This window comes from Burkholderia singularis, from assembly GCF_900176645.1.
GTDB lineage: Bacteria > Pseudomonadota > Gammaproteobacteria > Burkholderiales > Burkholderiaceae > Burkholderia > Burkholderia singularis.
Map to the genome: position 1 here is coordinate 55,096 of NZ_FXAN01000050.1, position 19,735 is coordinate 74,830.

At 66.2% G+C, this 19,735-nt stretch carries 7 protein-coding genes (1 of these 7 cut by a window edge); 1 reads left to right on the forward strand and 6 read right to left on the reverse strand.

Translation table 11 applies throughout. From position 1 onward, the window contains the following. The 5 genes from BSIN_RS10265 to BSIN_RS10285 all read right to left on the reverse strand — a co-directional run. On the reverse strand, positions 1-957 hold the beginning of the coding sequence (locus tag BSIN_RS10265) for a non-ribosomal peptide synthetase (RefSeq protein WP_089340405.1). Its footprint begins 14,484 nt before the window's first position; the window shows 957 of its 15,441 coding nt (coding positions 1-957); its start codon is at positions 955-957; its stop codon lies off the left edge, out of view. Then, the gene (locus BSIN_RS10270) at positions 954-12,077 is read right to left on the reverse strand and encodes an SDR family NAD(P)-dependent oxidoreductase (protein WP_089340406.1); all 11,124 of its coding nucleotides are present in this window, start codon (positions 12,075-12,077) and stop codon (positions 954-956) included. The genes BSIN_RS10265 and BSIN_RS10270 overlap by 4 nt, the downstream gene beginning before the upstream one ends. Positions 12,078-12,223: 146 nt before the next feature. Beyond that, a complete protein-coding gene (locus tag BSIN_RS10275) occupies positions 12,224-13,963 on the reverse strand; it encodes a fatty acyl-AMP ligase (RefSeq protein ID WP_143757399.1) in 1,740 nt (579 codons plus the stop codon). A 60-nt stretch (positions 13,964-14,023) separates the two neighbouring features. Next, positions 14,024-15,478, reverse strand: coding sequence for a cytochrome P450 (locus BSIN_RS10280; protein WP_089340408.1), 1,455 nt, complete (start codon positions 15,476-15,478; stop codon positions 14,024-14,026). A 702-nt stretch (positions 15,479-16,180) separates the two neighbouring features. Beyond that, positions 16,181-17,575 (reverse strand): response regulator, encoded by a 1,395-nt coding sequence (locus tag BSIN_RS10285; RefSeq protein WP_256583735.1) that lies wholly within the window; start codon positions 17,573-17,575, stop codon positions 16,181-16,183. Here BSIN_RS10285 and BSIN_RS10290 point away from each other — a divergent pair. Beyond that, complete coding sequence (locus BSIN_RS10290) at positions 17,557-18,051, forward strand: acyl-CoA thioesterase (RefSeq protein ID WP_059514284.1); 495 nt, start codon at positions 17,557-17,559, stop codon at positions 18,049-18,051. The two genes, BSIN_RS10285 and BSIN_RS10290, sit on opposite strands and share 19 nt — an antisense overlap. 74 nt (positions 18,052-18,125) lie before the next feature. Here BSIN_RS10290 and BSIN_RS10295 read toward each other — a convergent pair whose 3' ends face one another. Further along, on the reverse strand, positions 18,126-19,517 hold the full coding sequence (locus tag BSIN_RS10295) for a sensor histidine kinase (protein WP_089340410.1): 1,392 nt from the start codon (positions 19,515-19,517) through the stop codon (positions 18,126-18,128). Positions 19,518-19,735: the final 218 nt, after the last annotated feature.

Sequence of the window (19,735 nt, forward strand, 5' to 3'; positions counted from 1 at the left end):
GACAAAGTAGCCGACGCAGGCTTCGAAACGCGCCTCGGGCCGGCCGAGCGCCGGCATGCCGACGACGATGTCCGCGCGCTGCGCGTATCGGCTCAGCAGGCCGTTGAACACGCCGAGATACAGCACCGCCCGTGACACGTCGTGCGCGTCGCAGAACGCGGCGACGCGCGCATGCAGCGCGGGCGGCACGGCTGCCCGCAGGCTGCGGCCGTCGAACGATGCCTGCTCGCCGCGCGGCTGGTCCGTCGGCAGCGCGAGCGGCGCGGGCGCACCATCGAGCGCGTCGCGCCAATGGTCGAGATGGCGCTCGCCTTGCGGAGCGTCGAGCATCGCGCGCTGCCAATCGACGAACTCGCGAAACGTCGCGGCGGCCGCCGCCGCGCGAGGCGGCGCGCCACGCAACAGGTTCAGATACGCATCGAACAGGTCGTTCAGAAACAGCACGGCGGAGGTGCCGTCGAACACGATGTGATGAACGCGGATCAACGCATACCAGCACGCGTCGCCGGCGCGATGGATCTCGGCGTCGATCAGCGCATCGCCTTCGAGCGGCAGCGGCCGTTTGGCCGACGCGCGCAGGCGCTCGACCATCTCGCCGCCGCCGGCGGCGCCCGCGTCGTGCACGCGCAGGCCGAAGCCCTCGGGCGAGCGGGGTTGCAGCGCCGGCTCGCCTTGCACGTCGACGAGCCGGGTCGTCAATAGCGGATGCGACGCGAGCGTGTGCCGATAGGCACGCTCCAATGCGGCGACGTCGAGCGGCCGTTCGCAGCGAAACGCGAGCGGAATCACGTAAGCGCCGATGTCGGGCCAAGTCTTGTGCAAGGCCCACAGGCCCTTCTGCCCGACCGACAGCGGAATCGGCGCAAACGCGAGCAGCGCGCGCTTCAGTTCGTCGGTGGAAATCTCGCCGGCCCGGTAAGCGGCGGCGAGTTGCGCATGGGTATCGACAGCATTCATTTCAGCAACTCCCTGACTTCGGCGAGCGATGGATCGAGACCGGCAATTCGATCGAGCATGTCGAGCACGCGCTCGTCCCGGAATCGCGCGAACGCGCCGGCTTCGTGCGCCGCGCGCGTGGCGGCGCCGGCGTACATGCCGATGTGCCGGACGAGCGCCGCGATCGACGGGTTCTCATGGAAGGTTCGCGGCGTCAGCTTCACCCGAAAACGGCTCTCGAGCGCGTGACCCAGCTTGAGCGCGAGCACGGAATCCATGCCGTACTGGCGCAGTGGCTTATCGTCGAGAATCTGCGACGGCGCGAAGCCGAGCTGGCGTTCGACGAACCCGCGCAGGAACGCGCGGACGGTTTGCGCGTCCGCCGGATCGGCCGCCGGTGACGGCGTGGCGGTTGGGAGCGACGACGATAGCGGTGGCGTCGCCGCTTCCGGCGCAATCGGTGCCGAAGCGGGCGCGCCGCCATCGGCTCCATCGGCGGCCGCCGGATCGCGTGCGGCCCAGCATGAGATGCGCGCGAACGGGGTCGTCGGCAGCGTGATGCGGCGCCCCACGTCCGGGCGGCCGCCGTCGAGCTGCGCGCCCGCGGCCCAGGCCGCCGCGACCTCGCGCAGCGCATCGGCCGTCGGCTGAGCGGGCCACGCGATGCGCCTGCGCGGATCGAGCACCGGGTGGTCGCCGCGATAGCCGTTGGCCGCACCGGCGGCCGATGCATCGAGTGCCGCGCGCAGTTCGTCGCGCGACGTCACCACCCACGCGACGCGCGATTCGAGCTGCGCGCGGCCGGCGAGCAGCGTGAACGCGATGTCCTCGATCCGCGGCGGCTCGGGGGCGTCGAGGGTTTGCCGCAGCGCGGCTTCGAGCTGCGCGAGCCGCGCCGCGTCGGGTGCGGACAACACGACGAGATGCGCGCGGCCCGCACGCGCCGCCGCAGCAGCCGGTCGCGGCGGCGCCTCCTCGACGATCGCGCACGCGTTCGCACCGTTGATGCCGGTCGTGCTGACGAAACCGTAGCGCGCGCTGCCCGCCGGCGCGTCCCATGCTTGCCGGCGCCGCACGGGTGCGACAACGCCCGGCGCCGAGAAATCGACGTATTCGTTCGCCGTCTCGAAGCCGTGCAACGCCGGCACGCTGCGATGGCGCAACGCCGTCATCAGCGCGAGCAGATCGACGACGCCGGACGCCGCGAAGCTATGGCCAAGCACCGGCTTGGTCGACGTCAATGCGCACGGCGCGCGGAACACCTGTTGCAACGCGTCGATCTCGACGGAATCGCCCAGCCGCATGCCGATGCTGTGCGCGAGCACCACCCCGACGTGCTCGGCGGCCAGTCCGGCCATATCGAGCGTGGCGCGGAAAAGCCGCACCTGGCTCGCCGGATTCGGCGCGAGCATGCCGTTGGTCCGGCCGTCGTAATTGATCGCGGTGCCGCGAATCACGCCGTGGACGCGGTCGCCGTCGGCCAGCGCGCGCGACAGCGGCTTGAGCACGACCGCCGCGACGGCCTCGGCCGGCACGAGGCCCGTCGCGCGATCATCGAACACGCGGCATGCGGGCTCGGCCGCAAGCGCGATCGCAGCGGCGAGGCTGCCGAGTTCGCGCGCGGACGCCATCACGCTGACTGCGCCCGCCAGCGCGACCGAGCATTCGCCGCTCTGCAGCGCGCGGCACGCCTGATGCACCGCGACGAGGCCCGACGAACACGATGCGGTGACGCTGCAATTCGGCCCTTTCAGATCGAGCGCATAGGCGATCCGCGCCGGCAGCGTCGCATTGCGGTTCGCGGTGATGTATTCCCGGCGCGCGAGCTGCTCGCCATACAAGCTTTCTTCCGCGCCGACGAACACGCCGCAATCGCTGCCCCGGATCGCATCCCCGACATAGCCCGCATCCTCGAACGCGTGCCAGGCCGTTTGCAGGAACAGGCGCTGCTGCGGATCGATCTCAGCCGCCTCGTTCGGCGACAGCTCGAAGAACAGCGGATCGAACATCTCGACGTCGTCGAGAAAGCCGCCATACAGCCGCTCGCGCGCGGCGACACCCAGGCTCGACGCACGCGGGCCTTCGAGCGTCGAGGCGGCGCGAATCCCCGACACGCCGTCCGCCCAGTTGCGCCACAGCGCATCGATCGATTCGGCCCCCGGAAAGCGGCCGCTCATGCCGATCACCGCGATCGGCTCGTAGCGCGGCGCGGCGCGGGGAGCGTCGCGTGCCGCCACATCCGGCGCCACATCCGGCATCGCGGATGCGTCATCGCGCACCGGCGAATCCGGCGTCGCATCCGCCGGCGCCGGCGCATCGCGGCGTGCATCGGGATGCGCCCGCTCGGCGGCTGCCGCCCCCGGCGGCTGCGCCGAGCGGGCCGAGACGCATGCCTGCGCGAGATGGCCAATGAGATCGTCGACGCTCGGGTTGGCGAAGAACGTCGCGGGCGTCACGCGCACCCCGAGCGTTTCGCCCAGCCGCTTGCCGAGCGCCGCGAGGCGGATGGAGTCGAAACCGAGTTCGACCCAGTTGAGCCCGGTGCGCACGCGCTCGGCGGGCAACTTGAGTTGGGTTTCGATGGCGTCGAGGACAATCGCGCGCAGCGTCGCCTCGTCGGCGTTCATCGCGGTAGCTGGTACCGGCGACGCGGGCGGCGCATCCGCTCCAGCCGCGGCCGCTTCGGTCAACGCTGCCGCTTCGTTCAGCATGCCCGCGCGGCGGCGCAACGGATTGCCGTCGCCGACGAGCACGATCGCCTGGCGCGGCGACGCGGCGAGGATGCGCTCGAAACATGCCAGCCCCGCGTGCGTCTCAAGATAATCCTGGCCGCTGCTCGCGAGATAGACCCGCTCGCGACGTTCGCCGCCCAGCCCCATCGAACCGTCGCGCCACAGCGGCCAATTGATCGCGATATGCCGGGTGGGACCGTCCGGCTGCGCGAGCGCATGCGCGGTCTGGAAGCGGTTGGCGACCGCGTAGCTGCACGAGCCGAAATCGCCGAGCACGGCGGACGACGACGAAAACTGCACGAGCCAGCGCCAGCCTTCGCGCTCGGCAAGCCGCGTCAGCACGCGCGCGCCGTGGACCTTCGGCGCGAGCACGCGCCGGTAGTCGTCGAAATCGATCGATTCGATCGTCGTTGTCGGCGCGATGCCGGCCGCGTGAATCACGCCGTCGATCCGGCCGAACCGCGTCTTCGCCAATTGGATGGCGGCCCGCATCGCCACTTCGTCGCCTGCGTCCGCCTGCACATACAGCACGCGCCCTTCACCGCGATCGCAAGCATCGAGCTTGCGATTCTGTTCCGCGTCCAGCGCGGAGCGGCCGGTCAGCACGACGTTCGCGCCCTGTGCATGCAAGTGATGCCACAGCAGCGTGGCGAGCGCACCCATGCCGCCCGTGACGAGCCAGGTCTGTCCGGCGCGCCCCGCATGCGGCCCGGACGGCGCATCGGGCAGCGCGAGCGGCTCGACGTCGGCGACATGACGCACGCCATCCCGGTACAGCACGCTTTGCATCTTCTGCGCGCGCGCCTCGGCGATCGCGCGTCGCGCGAACCAGTCGGCAAACGGCGCCCCGCCCGACGCCGCCGTATCGTGACACGCAAGCAGCGCCGCATCGGTTTGCGGCAACACCATCGGCAGCGACCGGCAGAGGCCGATCCAACTGTCCACCTGGGGTTGCAGACGCGTCTGCTTGCAGCGCGCGAGCAGCAGCAAACGCGCAACGGGCAGGCCGGCCGCGATCATCCCCTGGATCGTGTACAGCAGCGCGTGATCGCGTTCGCAGTAGTAGACATCGCACGCGGCGAGCGCGTGATAGCAGACGTCGACGGCCGGCCAGCGCTCGCGCACCGCGGCGAATGCGTCGCGGTAATCGCCGGCGGCCTCGCCGCGCAGCGCGATCCGGTCCGGGCTTGCGGCGGCGGCATCCGCGCAGACGATGAACAGCACGTCGGCGCCGGGATGCCCTTGCGCGACGACGGGCGCCAGCGCATCCGCCGCCGCGGACGTATCGACGATGCACAGCACGCGCCGCGCGGCGTCGGCTAACGCGGCGCCGGGCGCTTGCGGCCGCCAGGTTTCCCGGTACAGGTACACCGGCGCGGCATCGGCCGGCGGCGCGGCGCACGGCAGGCTTGCCTGCGGCGGCGCGACGCGATCGCGCGGCCCATCGGCCTGCGCCAGCGCCTGCGCCGTCAAGCGGCGGATATCGTGGCTCGGCGCGAGCCAATAGCGTTCCCGCTTGAACGGATAGGTCGGCAAGCTGATCCGGCGCGGCTGGCGGATATGCCATGCGTTCCAGTCGACGCGCTCCCCGGCCGCCCAGTCGGCGACGAGCCCATTCAGCGAGCGCGCATCGCCGGGCGCGACGACGCGCGCTTGCGTCGACGCGCGATCGCGCGGCCGCCCGCTGCCGAACGCGAGCCCATCGAGCGTCGCCCAATCGGTGTCGACGATGCGCGCGAGCCATGTGGCCAGCGCGCCGATCGAGTCGACGACGAAGCCGAGCCTCACATCGCGCATCTCCCGGCCGACTTGCAGCGTGAACGCGATCGCATGCAGCCTGTCGTCACCGAGCGCCTCGTCGCGAATTTGCGCGAGCAGCGCGCTCGCGCGCTCGCGCACCTGCTCGCGGCTCTGCGCGGACAATACGATCGCCTGAGGACCGGGCGCCGCCAATGACGCGTCGTCCGGCAAATTCGCCTCCGCGATGACGGCGTGCGCGTTCGCGCCGCCCGCGCCGAACGACGACAGCCCCGCGATCCTCGGCAGCGTCCATGCGCGGCCGTCACGCTCGACGGTCGGCCGCGCCCACGGCTGCGCGTTCAGCGGCAGGCGAAACGGCGTGCGCGCGAAGTCGATGCGCGGATTGACCGGCTGCGCGTGCAGCGTCGGCACGAGCGTTCCATGCTTCATTTGCAGCAGAATCTTGGTCAGTCCGGCGAGACCCGCCGCGCTCTCGGCATGGCCGATGTTCGATTTCACGGAGCCGAGCGCGCAGGTCGAACCGTCCCGCCGCACGCCGCCGTAGATACCGGTGAGCCCCTTGACCTCGATCGGATCGCCCAGCGCGGTGCCGGTGCCATGCGCCTCGACGTAGCTGATGCTGTCCGCGTCGACGCCCGCGCGCGCCAGCGCGCGCTCGATCACCGCGCTCTGCGCGCGCGGGCTCGGCACCGTATACCCCGACGTGCGCCCGCCGGCGGCGACCATCGTCCCCTTGACGACGCCGTAGACGTGATCGCCGTCGCGCTTGGCCGCGCGCAGCGGCTTCAGAAGCACGACGCCGACGCCCTCGCTGGCGACGAAGCCGTCCGCGCCGTCACCGAACGCGCGGCATGCATCGCCGCGCGACAGCATCTGCATGTACGACAGGCTGGCCAGATGCGCCGGATCGGTAATCAGATTGACGCCGCCGACGAGCGCGCTCGCGCACGTGCCGGCGTGCAACGCCTCCGTCGCGAGATGCAGCGCCGTCAGCGACGACGAGCACGCCGTGTCGATCGTCATGCTCGGCCCTTGGAAGTCGAACACATAAGACACGCGATTCGCGATCGACCACGCGCGCGGCGCGAGCGGATAGTCGCTGTTCATCGCGCCCGCGAACACGCCCACCTCGCCCGCCGCGTTGAGGCTCTCGGGCGTATGGCCCGCATCCTCGATGCATGCATACGCGTATTGCAGGAACAGACGTTCCTGCGGGTCGATCAGCTCGGCTTCGGCGGGCGCGATATGGAAAAAGTCGGGATCGAATTCGTCGTGCCCGTCGATAAAGCCGCCCCAGCGCGAATAGGAACGGCCGACTGTCTCCGGATCGTCCGTATGTAGTGCGCGCCAATCCCAGCGGCTAGCGGGAATCTCGCGAATGCAATGCACGCCGTCGCGCAGATTCGCCCAGAAGGCGCGCAGATCCGAGGCCTCCGGATAACGCCCGGACATGCCGACGATCGCGATGTCGTCGTCGCGCTCGAGTGCGAGGAGCGGCGGCGCCGCGTCCTGGCGGGAAGGCGCCGGGGTTGCCGTCGGCAGCAGCGGCGGCGATGAATCGCCGCCGACGGCCACAGCTTCCGGCGGCCCGGACCTCGCATCGCGTCGAGCTTCAGTTTCGCTACCGGCCTGGGCGCCGGCGCATAGCACCGCGCAACGCGCCGCGTCGCGCTCGAGGAAGTGATCCGCCAATTCCTCGATGGTTTGCAGATCGAACAACAGCGTGCTGTCGACGCCGTCGAACACCGCGCCGAGCGCATTCGTGATGTGAACGCCGGAAATCGAATCGACACCGTAGTGCACGAGCGGCGTGCTTTCGTCCAGCGCGTCGAACGGCACTTCGAGCGCGTTCGCCACCAGCGTCTTCATGTAGGCGATCATCGCGGCGCGCGGCGCGTCCGCTACGTGACCGGTGACATGCGCATGCGGGCCAATTTCGTTGCTTCGTACCGCGAAGGCGTCCACGGCAGAGAGCGCCGCCGGGTCGGCGGATTGCGCCGCGGGTTCGGCCGCCTCATGCGCGGGGAACGCATCCGGATGCGTCGTAAGAAAATGATCGGCGAGATCCTCGATCGTTTGCAGGTCGAACAGCAGCGTGCTGTCGACGTCGCCGAACCGTTCGTTCAGCGCGCTCGTGACGTGAACGGCGGAAATCGAATCGACGCCATAGCGCACGAGCGGCGTGCTCTCGTCCAGCGCGTCGAGCGGCACCTCGAGCGCGCGGCTCACGAGCGCCTTCATATACGCGAGCGCGGCGCCGCGACGCTCGCCGCCGCCAGACGCGGTTGAAGCCGGGCCGCGCGCCGGCGGGGACGCGTTCGCCAACGGCGCGGCGGCGGCCGGCAGCGGCGCCCGCGCGTGCGACGCGTTCTGCACGGCGGCAAGCGCGACGCCACGCTCGCCAAACGCGCGCGCAACGCCGCCATCGTCGACGCGCAGCGCCGCGAGTTGCCGCTGCGCGTCGTCCAGCACACGCGCGACGTCACGGCGCGAATGCGCGCGCCCGTCCACGATTTCGACGGCCTCATCGAGCCGTGCCGACGGAATGATCGCGACACGCGCCAGCTCGAACATCCGGATAAAACCCATCTGCGGCAGCGAGCCGCGCAGCAGCTGCTCGAGCGCCGCCATGCTGTCCGCGATCCGCACCGACGCCACGCCGATCGCCGCCATGCGCCTGCGGTAATGTTCGGAAGCACCCGCGCCGAACTCGCTCCAATAGCCCCAGTTCATCACCTTGACCGGGAACCGGCCGGCGCGGCCCAGATAGTGCGCGACCGTATCCTGGAACACCGAACCGGCCGCGTAGTTGCTCTGCCCCGGCATCTTCAGATAACCGGCAAGCGACGAGAAAAACAGCATGAAATCGAGTGCATCGCCGCCGAACGCGCTCGCCACGTTGACGCTCGTCGCCACCTTCACGTCGAGCACCTGCGAGAACTGCGCCTCGTCCATCGTCATGATGCCCTGGTCGCGCAGCACGATGGCCGAATTGATCACGCCATGCACCGCGCCGAAGCGCGCGACGATCTCGTCGCGAACGCGAGCGAGCGCGTGCGCGTCGGTCGCGTCGACCTGCCAATAGGCGGGCTGGCGGCGCGCGGCCGCGAACCCGGCGAGATCCGCTTCGACACCCTGCGCGAGGCCGCGCCGGCCCAGCCACACCACCTGCGCGTCGTAACGGTCGATCAGATAGCGGCTCAACACCTTGCCGATGCCGCCCGCCCCACCGACGATCACGTACACGCCGCGTTGGCGAAACACCGGCGCGTTCGACGGCGCTTCGTCACGCAGCGTCTCGCAACATGGCAGAAGCTGCTGCCGATACCACGTCCCCGCGCGCCGGCTCCACGCCTCGCCGTCCCGATCGAACGGCATCGATAGAATCTCGTGCATCGGCCGCGGCTCGGAGAGATCGAGATCGACGAGACGGAACCGCCACGCGCGCATCTCCTTCGCGAGCACGCCGACGAAACCATGCACCGACGCATGCGTCGGCTCGAGCGGCTCGTCATCGAGCACCGCCTGCGCGCCATGGGTGACGATCGTGAACGCGAGCGGCTTGGTGAGATAACCCTGTGCGATCAACGCCTTCGCGAGCCGGAACAGCACGCCTACGCCGTGCTGCTGCATCCGTGCGATGTCCTCGCTTGCGCCTGCGGACGGCGCAATCCATACGATCTCGTCGACAGGCCCTTCGCGCTCGAGCAGTGCCGCGCATGCGTCGATGCTGCCGAGCGCGTCGTGCCCGGCGCGCACCCGACGCGCTCCGTATTGCGCCAGCTCGCGATCCGCCGCGTCGTCGCCGCCGATCTGCCAGACGAGGGCCGGACGCGCGCCCGTCTGCGGTTGCCATGCGGCGCGCACCCAGCGCATTGCGAGCGGCACGTTAAGCTCGCCGCGAACGGCGGTGCCGTCGGCGGCGCCGGACGGCGCATCGGCCGCGCGCACCCGCGCGAAATTCCGGATCTTCAACGTATCGAAGCGCGCGCACAGCTCGCCTTGCGCGTCGAGCAGCGCGATGTCGAACGTATCGTCGCCTTCCGCGCGCGACGCGATGCACCACATATCGGTGCCGCAACGCCGATGCAGATCGGCGCGCGCGAGCGAGAAAGGCACTGGCACCCAGTCGCGCGCATCGTCGAGATAAAAACCGATGATCGACTGCAGCGCGCCGTCGCCGATCGACGGATGCAGCCAGTAGTTGTCGTCCGTCTGCGGCCGCGACAAGCGCGCGACGACGTGTCGCGGCCCTGCATGCAGCCCGGCGATGATCTGGTGCGCGGGGCCGTATTGCAGGCCCACGGCGGCGAAGCGGCGGTAGCAGGCATCGGCGTCGTAGGTTTTGTCGCAATGGCGCACGATGAATGCGTTCACGTCGATGCGCTCGGGTGCCGCTTGCGTCAACGCGTCGACACGGCCCGTCGCACAAACGGACGGCGTGCCGTCGCCGATGCGTTCGACGACGAATGCACCGCGTTCGCCGTGTTGCGCGGAAAATGCGATGCGCATCGCGAGCGCCGCACCGTCGGCGCGCGCGGGGCGCATCCACGTCACGTCGGCGACGCGCGCGGCCGGCCCGACGTTCATTCGCGCGGCGAACGCCGCGCGCGCCATTTCCAGATAGGCGACGGCGGGCAACATCGGCCGACCGTCGACCTGATGATCCGCAAGAAACGGCTCGCTGACGCTGAAATGCGAGGCAAACGCGTCGCCGGCCTGCTCGCGCCGATGCAGCAGCGGATGACCGTCGTCACGCGCCTCGCTCGACGATGGTGCAAGCCCGGCGGCCGGCAAACGCGTATCCGTCTTCATCCAGATCTTGCCGCTTGCAAACGGATAAGTCGGCAAGCTGATCCGGCGCGGCCGCGCGTCGCGATGCAAATCGGCCCAGTCGACCTGCGCACCGTCAACCCACGCGCGCGCGATCCGCTGCGCATCCCGCTCGGCGGCGGGCACCGCAGCCGTTTCCGCACGGGCTTTGCCGGCATGCACATGCTGCGGCAGCGCGTCCCCGGCGACGTATGCGTCAAGACAGGACTGCGCATGTGCAACGTCATGCGCGACAAACGCGACACGATGCAAAAACGCGTCGCGCCCGACCTGCAACGTGTAGGCGCAATCGTGCAGCGCGCCGTCGCCGGCCGCGCGCCCTTCGCGCAAAAACGTCAGCAACTGCTGCGCTCGCGCGCGCAACGCGGCCGGATTCGGCGCGGACAACACGATAATCGGCGGCAGCGCCGCCGCTGTCCGGAATGCCGCATGCGCCGTTTGCGGCACATGCTCGGCAACGATCAGGTGCGCATTGGAGCCGCCCGCGCCGTAGGATGACAGACTCGCGAGCCGCGGCAATTCCCTGCCCGCCGCGTCGACGGCGCGCGGCCATTGCGCGAGCGAGCGCTGCAAGTAGAACGGCGACGCGGCGAAATCGAGCGCCGGGTTGATCTGCTGCGCATGCAGCGACGGCACGAGCATGCCGTTTTTCATTTGGAGGATCACTTTCGTCAGCGCGGCGATGCCCGCCGCGCTTTCCGAATGCCCGATGTTCGATTTCACCGAGCCGAGCGCGCAGAACTGCTTATCGGACGTATACGCGGAAAACGCGTCGGTCAGCCCTTGCAGTTCGACCGGATCGCCGACAGGCGTGCCCGTGCCGTGCGCCTCGACGTATTGGATGTGGCGCGGGTCCACGCCCGCCAGCTCGATCGCTTCGTGAATCAGTGCCGCCTGCTGCCGCGCATTCGGCACGTAATAGCCCTTCGAGTGCCCGCCGTGATTGATCGCGCTCGCCTTGATCACCGCGTGAATCCGGTCGCCGTCGCGCAGCGCCTTGTCGAGCCGCTTCAGCACGACGATGCCGACACCCTCGCCCGGCACGTAACCGTCGCCGTCCGCCGCGAAGCTGCGGCAGCGGCCGGTCGCGGCGAGAAATTTGTTCTCCTTTAGCAGCCGATATTTGTTCGGGTGGATCGACACGTTGACGCCGCCCGCGAGCGCCGCCTCGCATTCGTCGAACATCAGGCTGCGGCACGCGAGATGGATCGCCGTGATCGACGACGAGCACATCGTGTCGAGCGTGAGGCTCGGCCCTTGGAAACCGCCGAAGTAGCTGACCCGGTTCGCGATCGACGCGGCGATGCCGGTCGCGGCCGTCGGCTCGCTCGCGAAGGACGCCTCCACGCCATAGAGCTGATATTCCTGATACATCGCGCCGGCGAACACGCCGACACGGTTATGCTCGTGCGCGCCGCCGGGCTCGCCCAGTCCGAGCGTCGCGCAGGTGTATCCGGCGTCCTCGATCGCCGCATACGCGCATTGCAGGAACAGGCGCTCCTGCGGGTCGAGCTTCGCCGCTTCGCGCGGCGTAATGCCGAAGAACAGCGCATCGAAGCTGTCGACGTCGTCGAGAAACCCGCCCCAGACATCGCCGAAACCGCTCAGTTGCGGGTGGTCCGCCAACCAGCGGCCGGGCGGCAGCGGCGACACGCAGTCGCGTCCGTCGACCAGATTGCGCCAAAAGGCGTCGAGATGCTCGGCCATCGGGTAGCGTCCCGCGAGGCCGATGACCGCGATGTCACGCCGCGCGCGATCGGCCGCCCGCGCTGCATCGATCGTGTCGATCGCGGGAAGAAGAGTCGGCTTGTTCATGATGTCCACCAGTAGTCCGGAAGAGGTGTTGCGCGACGACGCAGCGACAGCCGCGCGCCGTAAGCCCCGGAGCGCGGCGGCGCGCAAAGTCAAACGAAATCGCGAAAAGGAAGGCCCGTGTGGGAAAGCGCGTGCGGCGCCGGGCGTCAGCCCGCGCCGTTCCAGTAGGCGAGCACCTTGAGTTCGCCCGCTTCGAGCGCCCGACGGCACGCCTTGCGGCGCACCTTGCCGCTCGACGTCTTCGGCAATTGCCCCGGCGAGACGAGGAATACCGAATGCGGATTGACTTCGTGTTTGAGCCAGATTTCTTTTTGGATGTCCGTCACGACATCGTTCAGATTGCCGTGACGCTCGACACGCTCGATCTCGGCGACGATGACGAGGTTCTCGCGCTCGTCGTGGTCCGCGACGAACGCCGCGCAGCCGTTCGGAACCACCTTCTCCTGGGTCGCCGTGACCGTCTGCTCGAGATCTTCCGAGTAGTAGTTCCGTCCCGAGATCACGATCATGTCCTTCAGACGCCCCGTCACGTACAGTTCGCCGTCCAGCAGAAAGCCGAGATCGCCCGAGCGCATGTAGGCGCGGCCGGCAACGCCGTCGCGCACTGTGCGGAACACCGCCTCGCTCAGCCCGGGACGCCGCCAGTAGCCCTGCGCGACGCTCGGTCCGGCGACGCAGATCTCGCCGACCCGGCCGTCCGCGCAAGGCTCGCCCGACTCCGGATCGACGATCAACACGTGCTGGCCGCCCGTTACGCGGCCGATGCATGCAATCGAGCGCCAGCGCGCCGCGTCGTCGCGCGCCATCGGCGATGCGTCACGCGCGGGCGCCGCGCGGCGTTCATCCTGCAGAATTTGCCGATCGACGTCCAGCCCATGCGCCAATGTGTTCGGCTCATGCCCGGCGACCAGCAGCGTGGCCTCGGCCAGCCCGTAGCACGGCGCCATCGCCAAAGGCTCGAAGCCCGCGGCCGCGAAACGCTGAGCGAACGCGTCGATCGTCTTTTGCCGCACAGGCTCCGCGCCGTTGAACGCGAGCCGCCAGCGGCTCAGGTCGAGCGTCGCGATTTGCTCGTCGGTCAAGCGCTTGCAGCACATCCCGTATGCGAAGTTCGGGCCGCCGCTGATCGTCGCGCGATGGCGGCTCACCGCATCGAGCCACACGAACGGATTCTGCGCGAACGATTCGGGCGGCATCAGCACGCACGGATAGCCGCCCGCCACCGGCGCGAGCAGGCCGCTGATGAGCCCCATGTCGTGATACGGTGGCAGCCAGCTCACCATTGTGCCGCCGGGCTCGCCGCCCAGCCACGCGTTGAGCATCTCAAGATGATGGGCGAGATTGCCGTTCGAGATCATCACGCCTTTCGGATCGCCTGTCGTACCGGACGTGTACTGCAGGAACGCGAGCGCGTCGGCGCGCTGCGCGGCCGGGGTGCCTGGCTCGGCATCGCGAAGCGCATCGCCGTCGACGGCGACGAGCATCGATTCGGATACGCCTTGCTCGGCAAAGAACGCGCCGCACCGCTCGATGCTCTGTCGGCTGGACAATACGACGCTCGCGCCCGCGTCATGCAGCACGCTGACGATCCGAGCGACGTGAAGACGGTTTCTCGGCGGGTAAAGCGGCACCGCGACCGCGCCGGCATGCAGGCAACCGAAGAACGCAGCGACGTAATCCGGCCCCGGCTGACACAGCAACAGCACGCGCGCGCCCGCTGGCACGCCGCGCGCGCGCAACATTGCCGCCACGCCCGCCGCCGCGCGCTCCAGTGCGCGATAGCTCAGCGCCGAGAGCGGCGCACCCGTCGTCGACAGAAATTCGAACGCCGTTTGTTCGGGCGTCGCCGCGGATCTCGCGCACAAAGTATCGATGATCAGTTGCATCTGATAATCCTTTTGGTTTCCGCCGGCGGGAGCGATCACGCCCGTCGGTCATTGGTCGTCCTAAGAATCGTTCGCCGCGCAGGCGAAGACCCTTGGTACATTGAGCGCGTCGATGCGGCGCGTGAGAACGATTTCCACCGGCTGTTCGGGCCGTAACGCGACCGTGAACGCCCAGCCGGGGTCCGCCTGAGCATGCTCGAGCCGCAATTCGAAGCGTTGCAGCAGCATCGCGTAGACAATCGTGAGTTCCATCAGCGCGAAGTTCATCCCGACGCAAGCTCTCGGCCCCATGCCGAACGGGAAATACGCGCCGCGGGCGATGCGCTTCGTGTTTTCGGGCGCGAAACGATCGATGTCGAATCGATTGGGATCGGGATGCCAGCGCGGATCCCGATGAACCTCGAAGTTTTGCAGTGCGACGAACGAGCCTTTAGGCACGTCCCAGCCGCCGATTTCGACGTCGCGCACCGCCTGGCGCATGAAGAGCGCGGGCGCGACGGGATAAAGACGCATCGTTTCGCGAATCGTCTGGCCGAGCATCGGCAGTTTCGCGATGTCGTCGTAGCCCGGCATACGGCCTTCCAACACCGCATCAACCTCGGCCACCGCACGCGCGGCGAGTTCGGGGCGGGACGCAAGCACCCAGCCGATCCATTCGAGCGTGGCGACGGTCGTTTCGTGACGCGTGAGGAACAGCGTGATCGCCTGATCGAAGATTTCCTGTTCGTCGGGCCGCCCGCCCTGCGTGCCCTGTCCTTCGAGCAACAGCGAAACCCAATCGTGATAGCCGCCGGGATGGTGCCTGCGGTCGGCCATGCATTGACCGATCAGCCGTTGCAGCATCGCAAGATGCCGGCTGCGCTCGGTCGGAAACGGCAGCCAATCGGGCCACTGAACCGGCATGAACATATCGCGATACGCGGCTTCGGCAAGCGACGTCACTGCGCGGTCGACATCACCGCCGGAAAATTGCGCCGCATTGCGAAACATGCTGCCGAGAATCACGTCGACGGCCAGCTCGCCCATCGCGGCACCATAGCGAAACGGCACGTCGACAGGCAGCTTTTCCAGCGCGGTATCGGCCGCGCCGGCGACCTGCTTCGCGAATTCAGCCAGCGCCCGCGTAGAGAACACCGGCTGCAAAAAACGCCGCTGGCGGCGCCATACATCGCCTTCCGACGTCAATACGCCATGTCCGTGGGTCTTGGTGAAAATGCGGATTCCGGTTTTCCAGCGAATGAATGCATCGTCGTTGTCGACAAGTACTTCGCGGATCAGATCTGGATGAAAAAAACTGAAATATCGACGCCCCAGTATTCGTAGATGAACGGCATCACCGTAGCGTCGATGTAAATTCGAGAAAAATTTCAGGAAATTCCGCCTCATTGCGTAAATGTGCGGCACGCCCAGCCATCGATCTCTCGGACCGTCCGGTATTTTTAGCGTCTTCATTGCACTACCAGCCTTCTTAGCTATAACTTGCACCCGAAAATCAGCGGACGCAACCGCGAGCATGCCTCGTCATTCGCACGTCTTGACACTCCAGGGACAAGATGCAAAAAGGCAATGAATCGCACGCATCAACTCGCCAGCACGTTCATTCGATTTACCCCGACGATTCATCAACAATCATTTCAATTATAAATCCGTTAATTACCAATCAATCACCCAAAATCCTTCGAAGCGATGCTATCAGTACAATTTTGAAAATTATTCAAACAAAATTGAAATTAAATTCCCTTTACTATTTTACTTTCACAACCAACGACATGGCCAAGTTTATCTTTTTCACACGCAAACAAAATTTATCGAATGTGTTCCGTTACTTATTAATAAAATGTACCATGCGCACGATTTTTTCTTTTTATGAAATTTATATTTTCAAAAATCGCCGCGAGGCTATACGTATGTCGCGAATCTTCGAAAGGGTCTGACGGGATCCGGGGAGGAGGGGCGCTCCGCACCGGCTATGGGTGCGATGTGAGCAGCGCCAGCGGCAAAAAACCGCAGTGTGTTACGTCACGTCTGGCATCAGGCAAATTCCGGCGCGCCTGAGACAAGCACGCCGATGCATGCCTGGTCGACGAAACCGAATAAAGCGCGTTGAACCGATGCGATTGCAACGACGCAGAGCCGGTGTGGCGCGTTTCTCTTATCAACCGCTCTCAGAGCGTCGCGGCAACGTGCGTACCGGCAACACTGCGATCGAACTCCCGATCAGCGCCGTTGCCCGGCATGCGCTGCGCGCCAGCGGGCAAACGTCCACGTGTCGACGTCGAGCACCGGCGCATCCACCGGGCTCCAGCCATAAAAAGCGCCATCCCAGCCGGGGATGGCGATCGGCGAGGTCGATCGAATCGACATCATTCCGGAGCGGTAAGCCTGAAATGGCCAGAACAGCGGCATCACACGGCGCGCCTCCATCTCGCGCCGCATATCGGCATCTCCGCCCTCATCGGTCAGAACGTCGCACTGGAACGCCCATTCGTCGTCGTCCCACGCAAGAAAAACGCTCGGTTGGCCATGAGCATCGAACATCAAAACGACATTTTGTTCAGGACGCCAGTAATACTCGACGATGCGCTCGCGCTCGACAATCGTGCGCATCGCCGCGATCGCCCTGGCGTCGCAATACGCCGATCCAATGCCGTGCACGCCGATGTGCCCTCGTTCGGCGCAGTGCCGCACCTTTGCGTCGGCAAGCGCAGCAGTCAGCTTGCGGGTCATGTCCGGCGCGGATTTCTTCAGATACAAATCGATCAACCCGTCGTTGAATGCATCGACGGCTTCACGCTCGCTCGCCACACTGGTAAGCAGGATTTTCGCGCAGGCAACGTCGCTGAGAGAAGCAAGGAATTCGACGCCATTGATCTCGCCCATTTGATAATCGACGACGATTGCCGCCACTTCGTCGAATCGGGCGGCGTCGGTCAGCGGATCTTGGCCGAACGCATTGAGGCCTTTCTTTTCGAACTCCGAATATTCGGCGCCCGATAAACGCTGTGGCGTCACACGACGGCCATGCTTCAACATGAAATTCAACGCTTCGTCCGGCGCGTTAAAAAAATGGTGCAGGTGTTCGTTGCGGAGGATTCCGCGCAGCGCGTCGAGAAAATCGGGATTGTCGTCAAGAAAAACCACCGACACGGGGTAGAACACCGGTTGCTTGGCAAAGCGGCTCATAGCGGGCCCGAAGAACGTGAATAGAACAAGGCCCATGTCGTCATCAGGCGGCGATTCCGCGCAAGAACCCTCTTTCTGAAAGCAAATTATCGAACATCTCGACGACCGCCGGCAACTACGCGCCCCCTTCCCGCGCACGGATACGTCCGAACCGCGCCATCTGCCGCGGTTCGCGGCGCGCCTGACGAGCGGATCAATGCCACAGCGCCGGGTAAATGCCGACGCGCCGACCAGCCAGCACGGTCCAGGCCAACCGCGCAGCATGATTGCTCCAGATATGGCGCTTCGAAATCCCGCAACGGCTGTAAAGGCCTGGCCCCCCTCTGCGTGCCGCGAATCCAAAATAAGACATGCCCTCATCTCGAAGGCGTGCGCCGCTGCCGCAAGCAGCTGTTCCTCAGGAGCATTCCATGCTGTCCAAAGACGCAATCCCTCAAGCCCTGTTTCGTCACACCGCGCTGCTGTCGTCGGAAATCCAAACGACGACGCGCAAGACGTTTCATCACGTTATCGATATTTATCTAAAGGATTCCAATGCGTTCATGAACACCTACTTCTCCCGATATTTCGAATGGCAAGGCATATGCCGTGAGCGCTGGTTTCACGAATGCGTCGACGGCAATCTGCTGGCCGCCGGCGGCACATTCATCACGAAGCGCGCGCACCAGGAATACGTGCAGGAGACGTTTCCGTTTCAGCGCGTCGACTGCTATCTGAATACCTTTCAAATCAGGCAATGCTCGGCGTACCTGCTGTTCCGTTTCTACGTGGATGGGCGTCCCGTTTCGCTCGGCTACCAGCAGATCCTGTTCGCGGGACCGGACAAGCGCATTCGGCGCTTCCCGGCGGGCGTGCTCGAGCGAGTCAAGGAATATGAATTGAGCCTGCCGTCATTCGATAACTAACCGGCCCCGGCTGGCATCGTCCAGCCCGGCGCTCTCGCGCCGGGCATGCCGATGCGGGATCGCACCGACCCCGATCATGCAGCCGTCTGCGGTTCCGGCAATTTGAGCGTGAAGGTGGTCGGCGATCCCGGGATCGATTCGCATGAAATATTGCCGCCGAACACTTCGCATACACGGCGGCAAAACGCCAATCCGAGCCCGGCGCCACGGCCGTGCGATTTAGTGGAGAAAAACGGATCGAAGATGTGCGGCAGCACGTCGGCCGCGATGCCGGGCCCCGTATCGCAGATGCGCAATGCGCAATATCCGCCCGCGCGCTCGGCGCTGATCTCGACGCGGCTGCCCTTTGTGCCCGTCGTTGCGTGCAATGCGTTCTTCAGCAGATTGAATACGACGAACAGCATCAACGAATCCGAGCCGAAGAAGCGCAGTTGCGGGTCGATCGGCATCACATGGATGCGCTCGCGCTCGCCGGAGGAAAACGGGTAGCTGGCCAGCGCCGTATCGATGCATTGTCGGATCGAATGCGAAGCGAAGGTGCGACGGTCCACGCGGTTGATCGTAAACATCGCAAGAGACATTTCCACCATCGCGTGCGTGCTGTCGACCTGCCGGCGAATCGCGGCAACCAGCGAAGGAAGACGCTCGAGCTGCCCCGGTTCGAAATCGCCGTCGACGAGCCGGTGCTTCACCGCAAGCTGATATCCGCTGAGCAACGCCGGCAGCGCACTGCCCAGTTCCTCGCCGTACATGCCGATCGCCGCAAGCGGCGTCGCGACCTCGTGCGCGACGGTTGCCGCCACCAGAAACGGACGCATCAGGCGGTAACGCACGATCGTTACCGCAAGTATGCCGAGGCTGATCGCGATGAAAATGACGCCCGGCGGATAGAACGGATAACCGTAGTTGACGGCATAGTCGATCGCGGCGAGCGAATACAGGCTCAAGCTGAGCAAGCAAAGGTTGAAGAGCCTGCGCTGGTCGCGCGTGCGCGCCGCGCGCCGCGCGCCGATCAGCAGCCATGCACTGCGCAGGGCAAGCGCCATCGTTTGCAAGACATGGACGGGATGCAAACGCCCGGCTTTCGGATAATCGCCGAAAGCATAGCGGCGAAAGCCGTCGACGACTTCGTCGCCCGTCAGCAGCAACACTGCCAGCATCACGCACAAGCCATACGAAGCGAGCAGCAACGGACGTTCATCGCGCCTGCCGACCACTTCCGTCATGAAGTGATAGAACGTCGTCGGCAAAAACAGAATGAAAACGTAGCCGATCTTCACCAGCACGGCGGCAATGGCCGGCTGGGTGGTCTGGAACAAAAACGACCAGGTTCCCTGCCATGCGAACGTCGCCATGCACATCAGCACGAACGGTATCGATCGCCGTGTCATGCCGTCGGTCAGCCACACATAGGCGCCAAATCCGAGAAAGAGCGCAGACACAAACGCTGGCAGGATCGAATACATGCAGCTCGGCTCCGTTTTTGCTGGTTTTTCGTCGTGGGTCGAAACGCATCCGGCCAAAAAGATGCCTTGGGCGCTCATGCACGCCGTCATGCCCCGCTGACCTGCGTGATCACAAGCCTCTGACGGGCGAACGTTGGCGGCGCCGGCGCCGAAACGAATTTCAAATCGGATCGAGTATATGACAGGCCGCGCTTGGGCGATTACCGCGCCGTCCGGTT

Bases quoted from the DNA above. Each gene is read 5' to 3' on its own strand.
- BSIN_RS10275 (WP_143757399.1), bottom strand. From the start codon at position 13,963: ATGCAACTGATCATCGATACTTTGTGCGCGAGATCCGCGGCGACGCCC.
- BSIN_RS10270 (WP_089340406.1), bottom strand. From the start codon at position 12,077: ATGAACAAGCCGACTCTTCTTCCCGCGATCGACACGATCGATGCAGCG.
- BSIN_RS10295 (WP_089340410.1), bottom strand. From the start codon at position 19,517: ATGTATTCGATCCTGCCAGCGTTTGTGTCTGCGCTCTTTCTCGGATTT.
- BSIN_RS10290 (WP_059514284.1), top strand. From the start codon at position 17,557: ATGCTGTCCAAAGACGCAATCCCTCAAGCCCTGTTTCGTCACACCGCG.
- BSIN_RS10280 (WP_089340408.1), bottom strand. From the start codon at position 15,478: ATGCTCGCGGTTGCGTCCGCTGATTTTCGGGTGCAAGTTATAGCTAAG.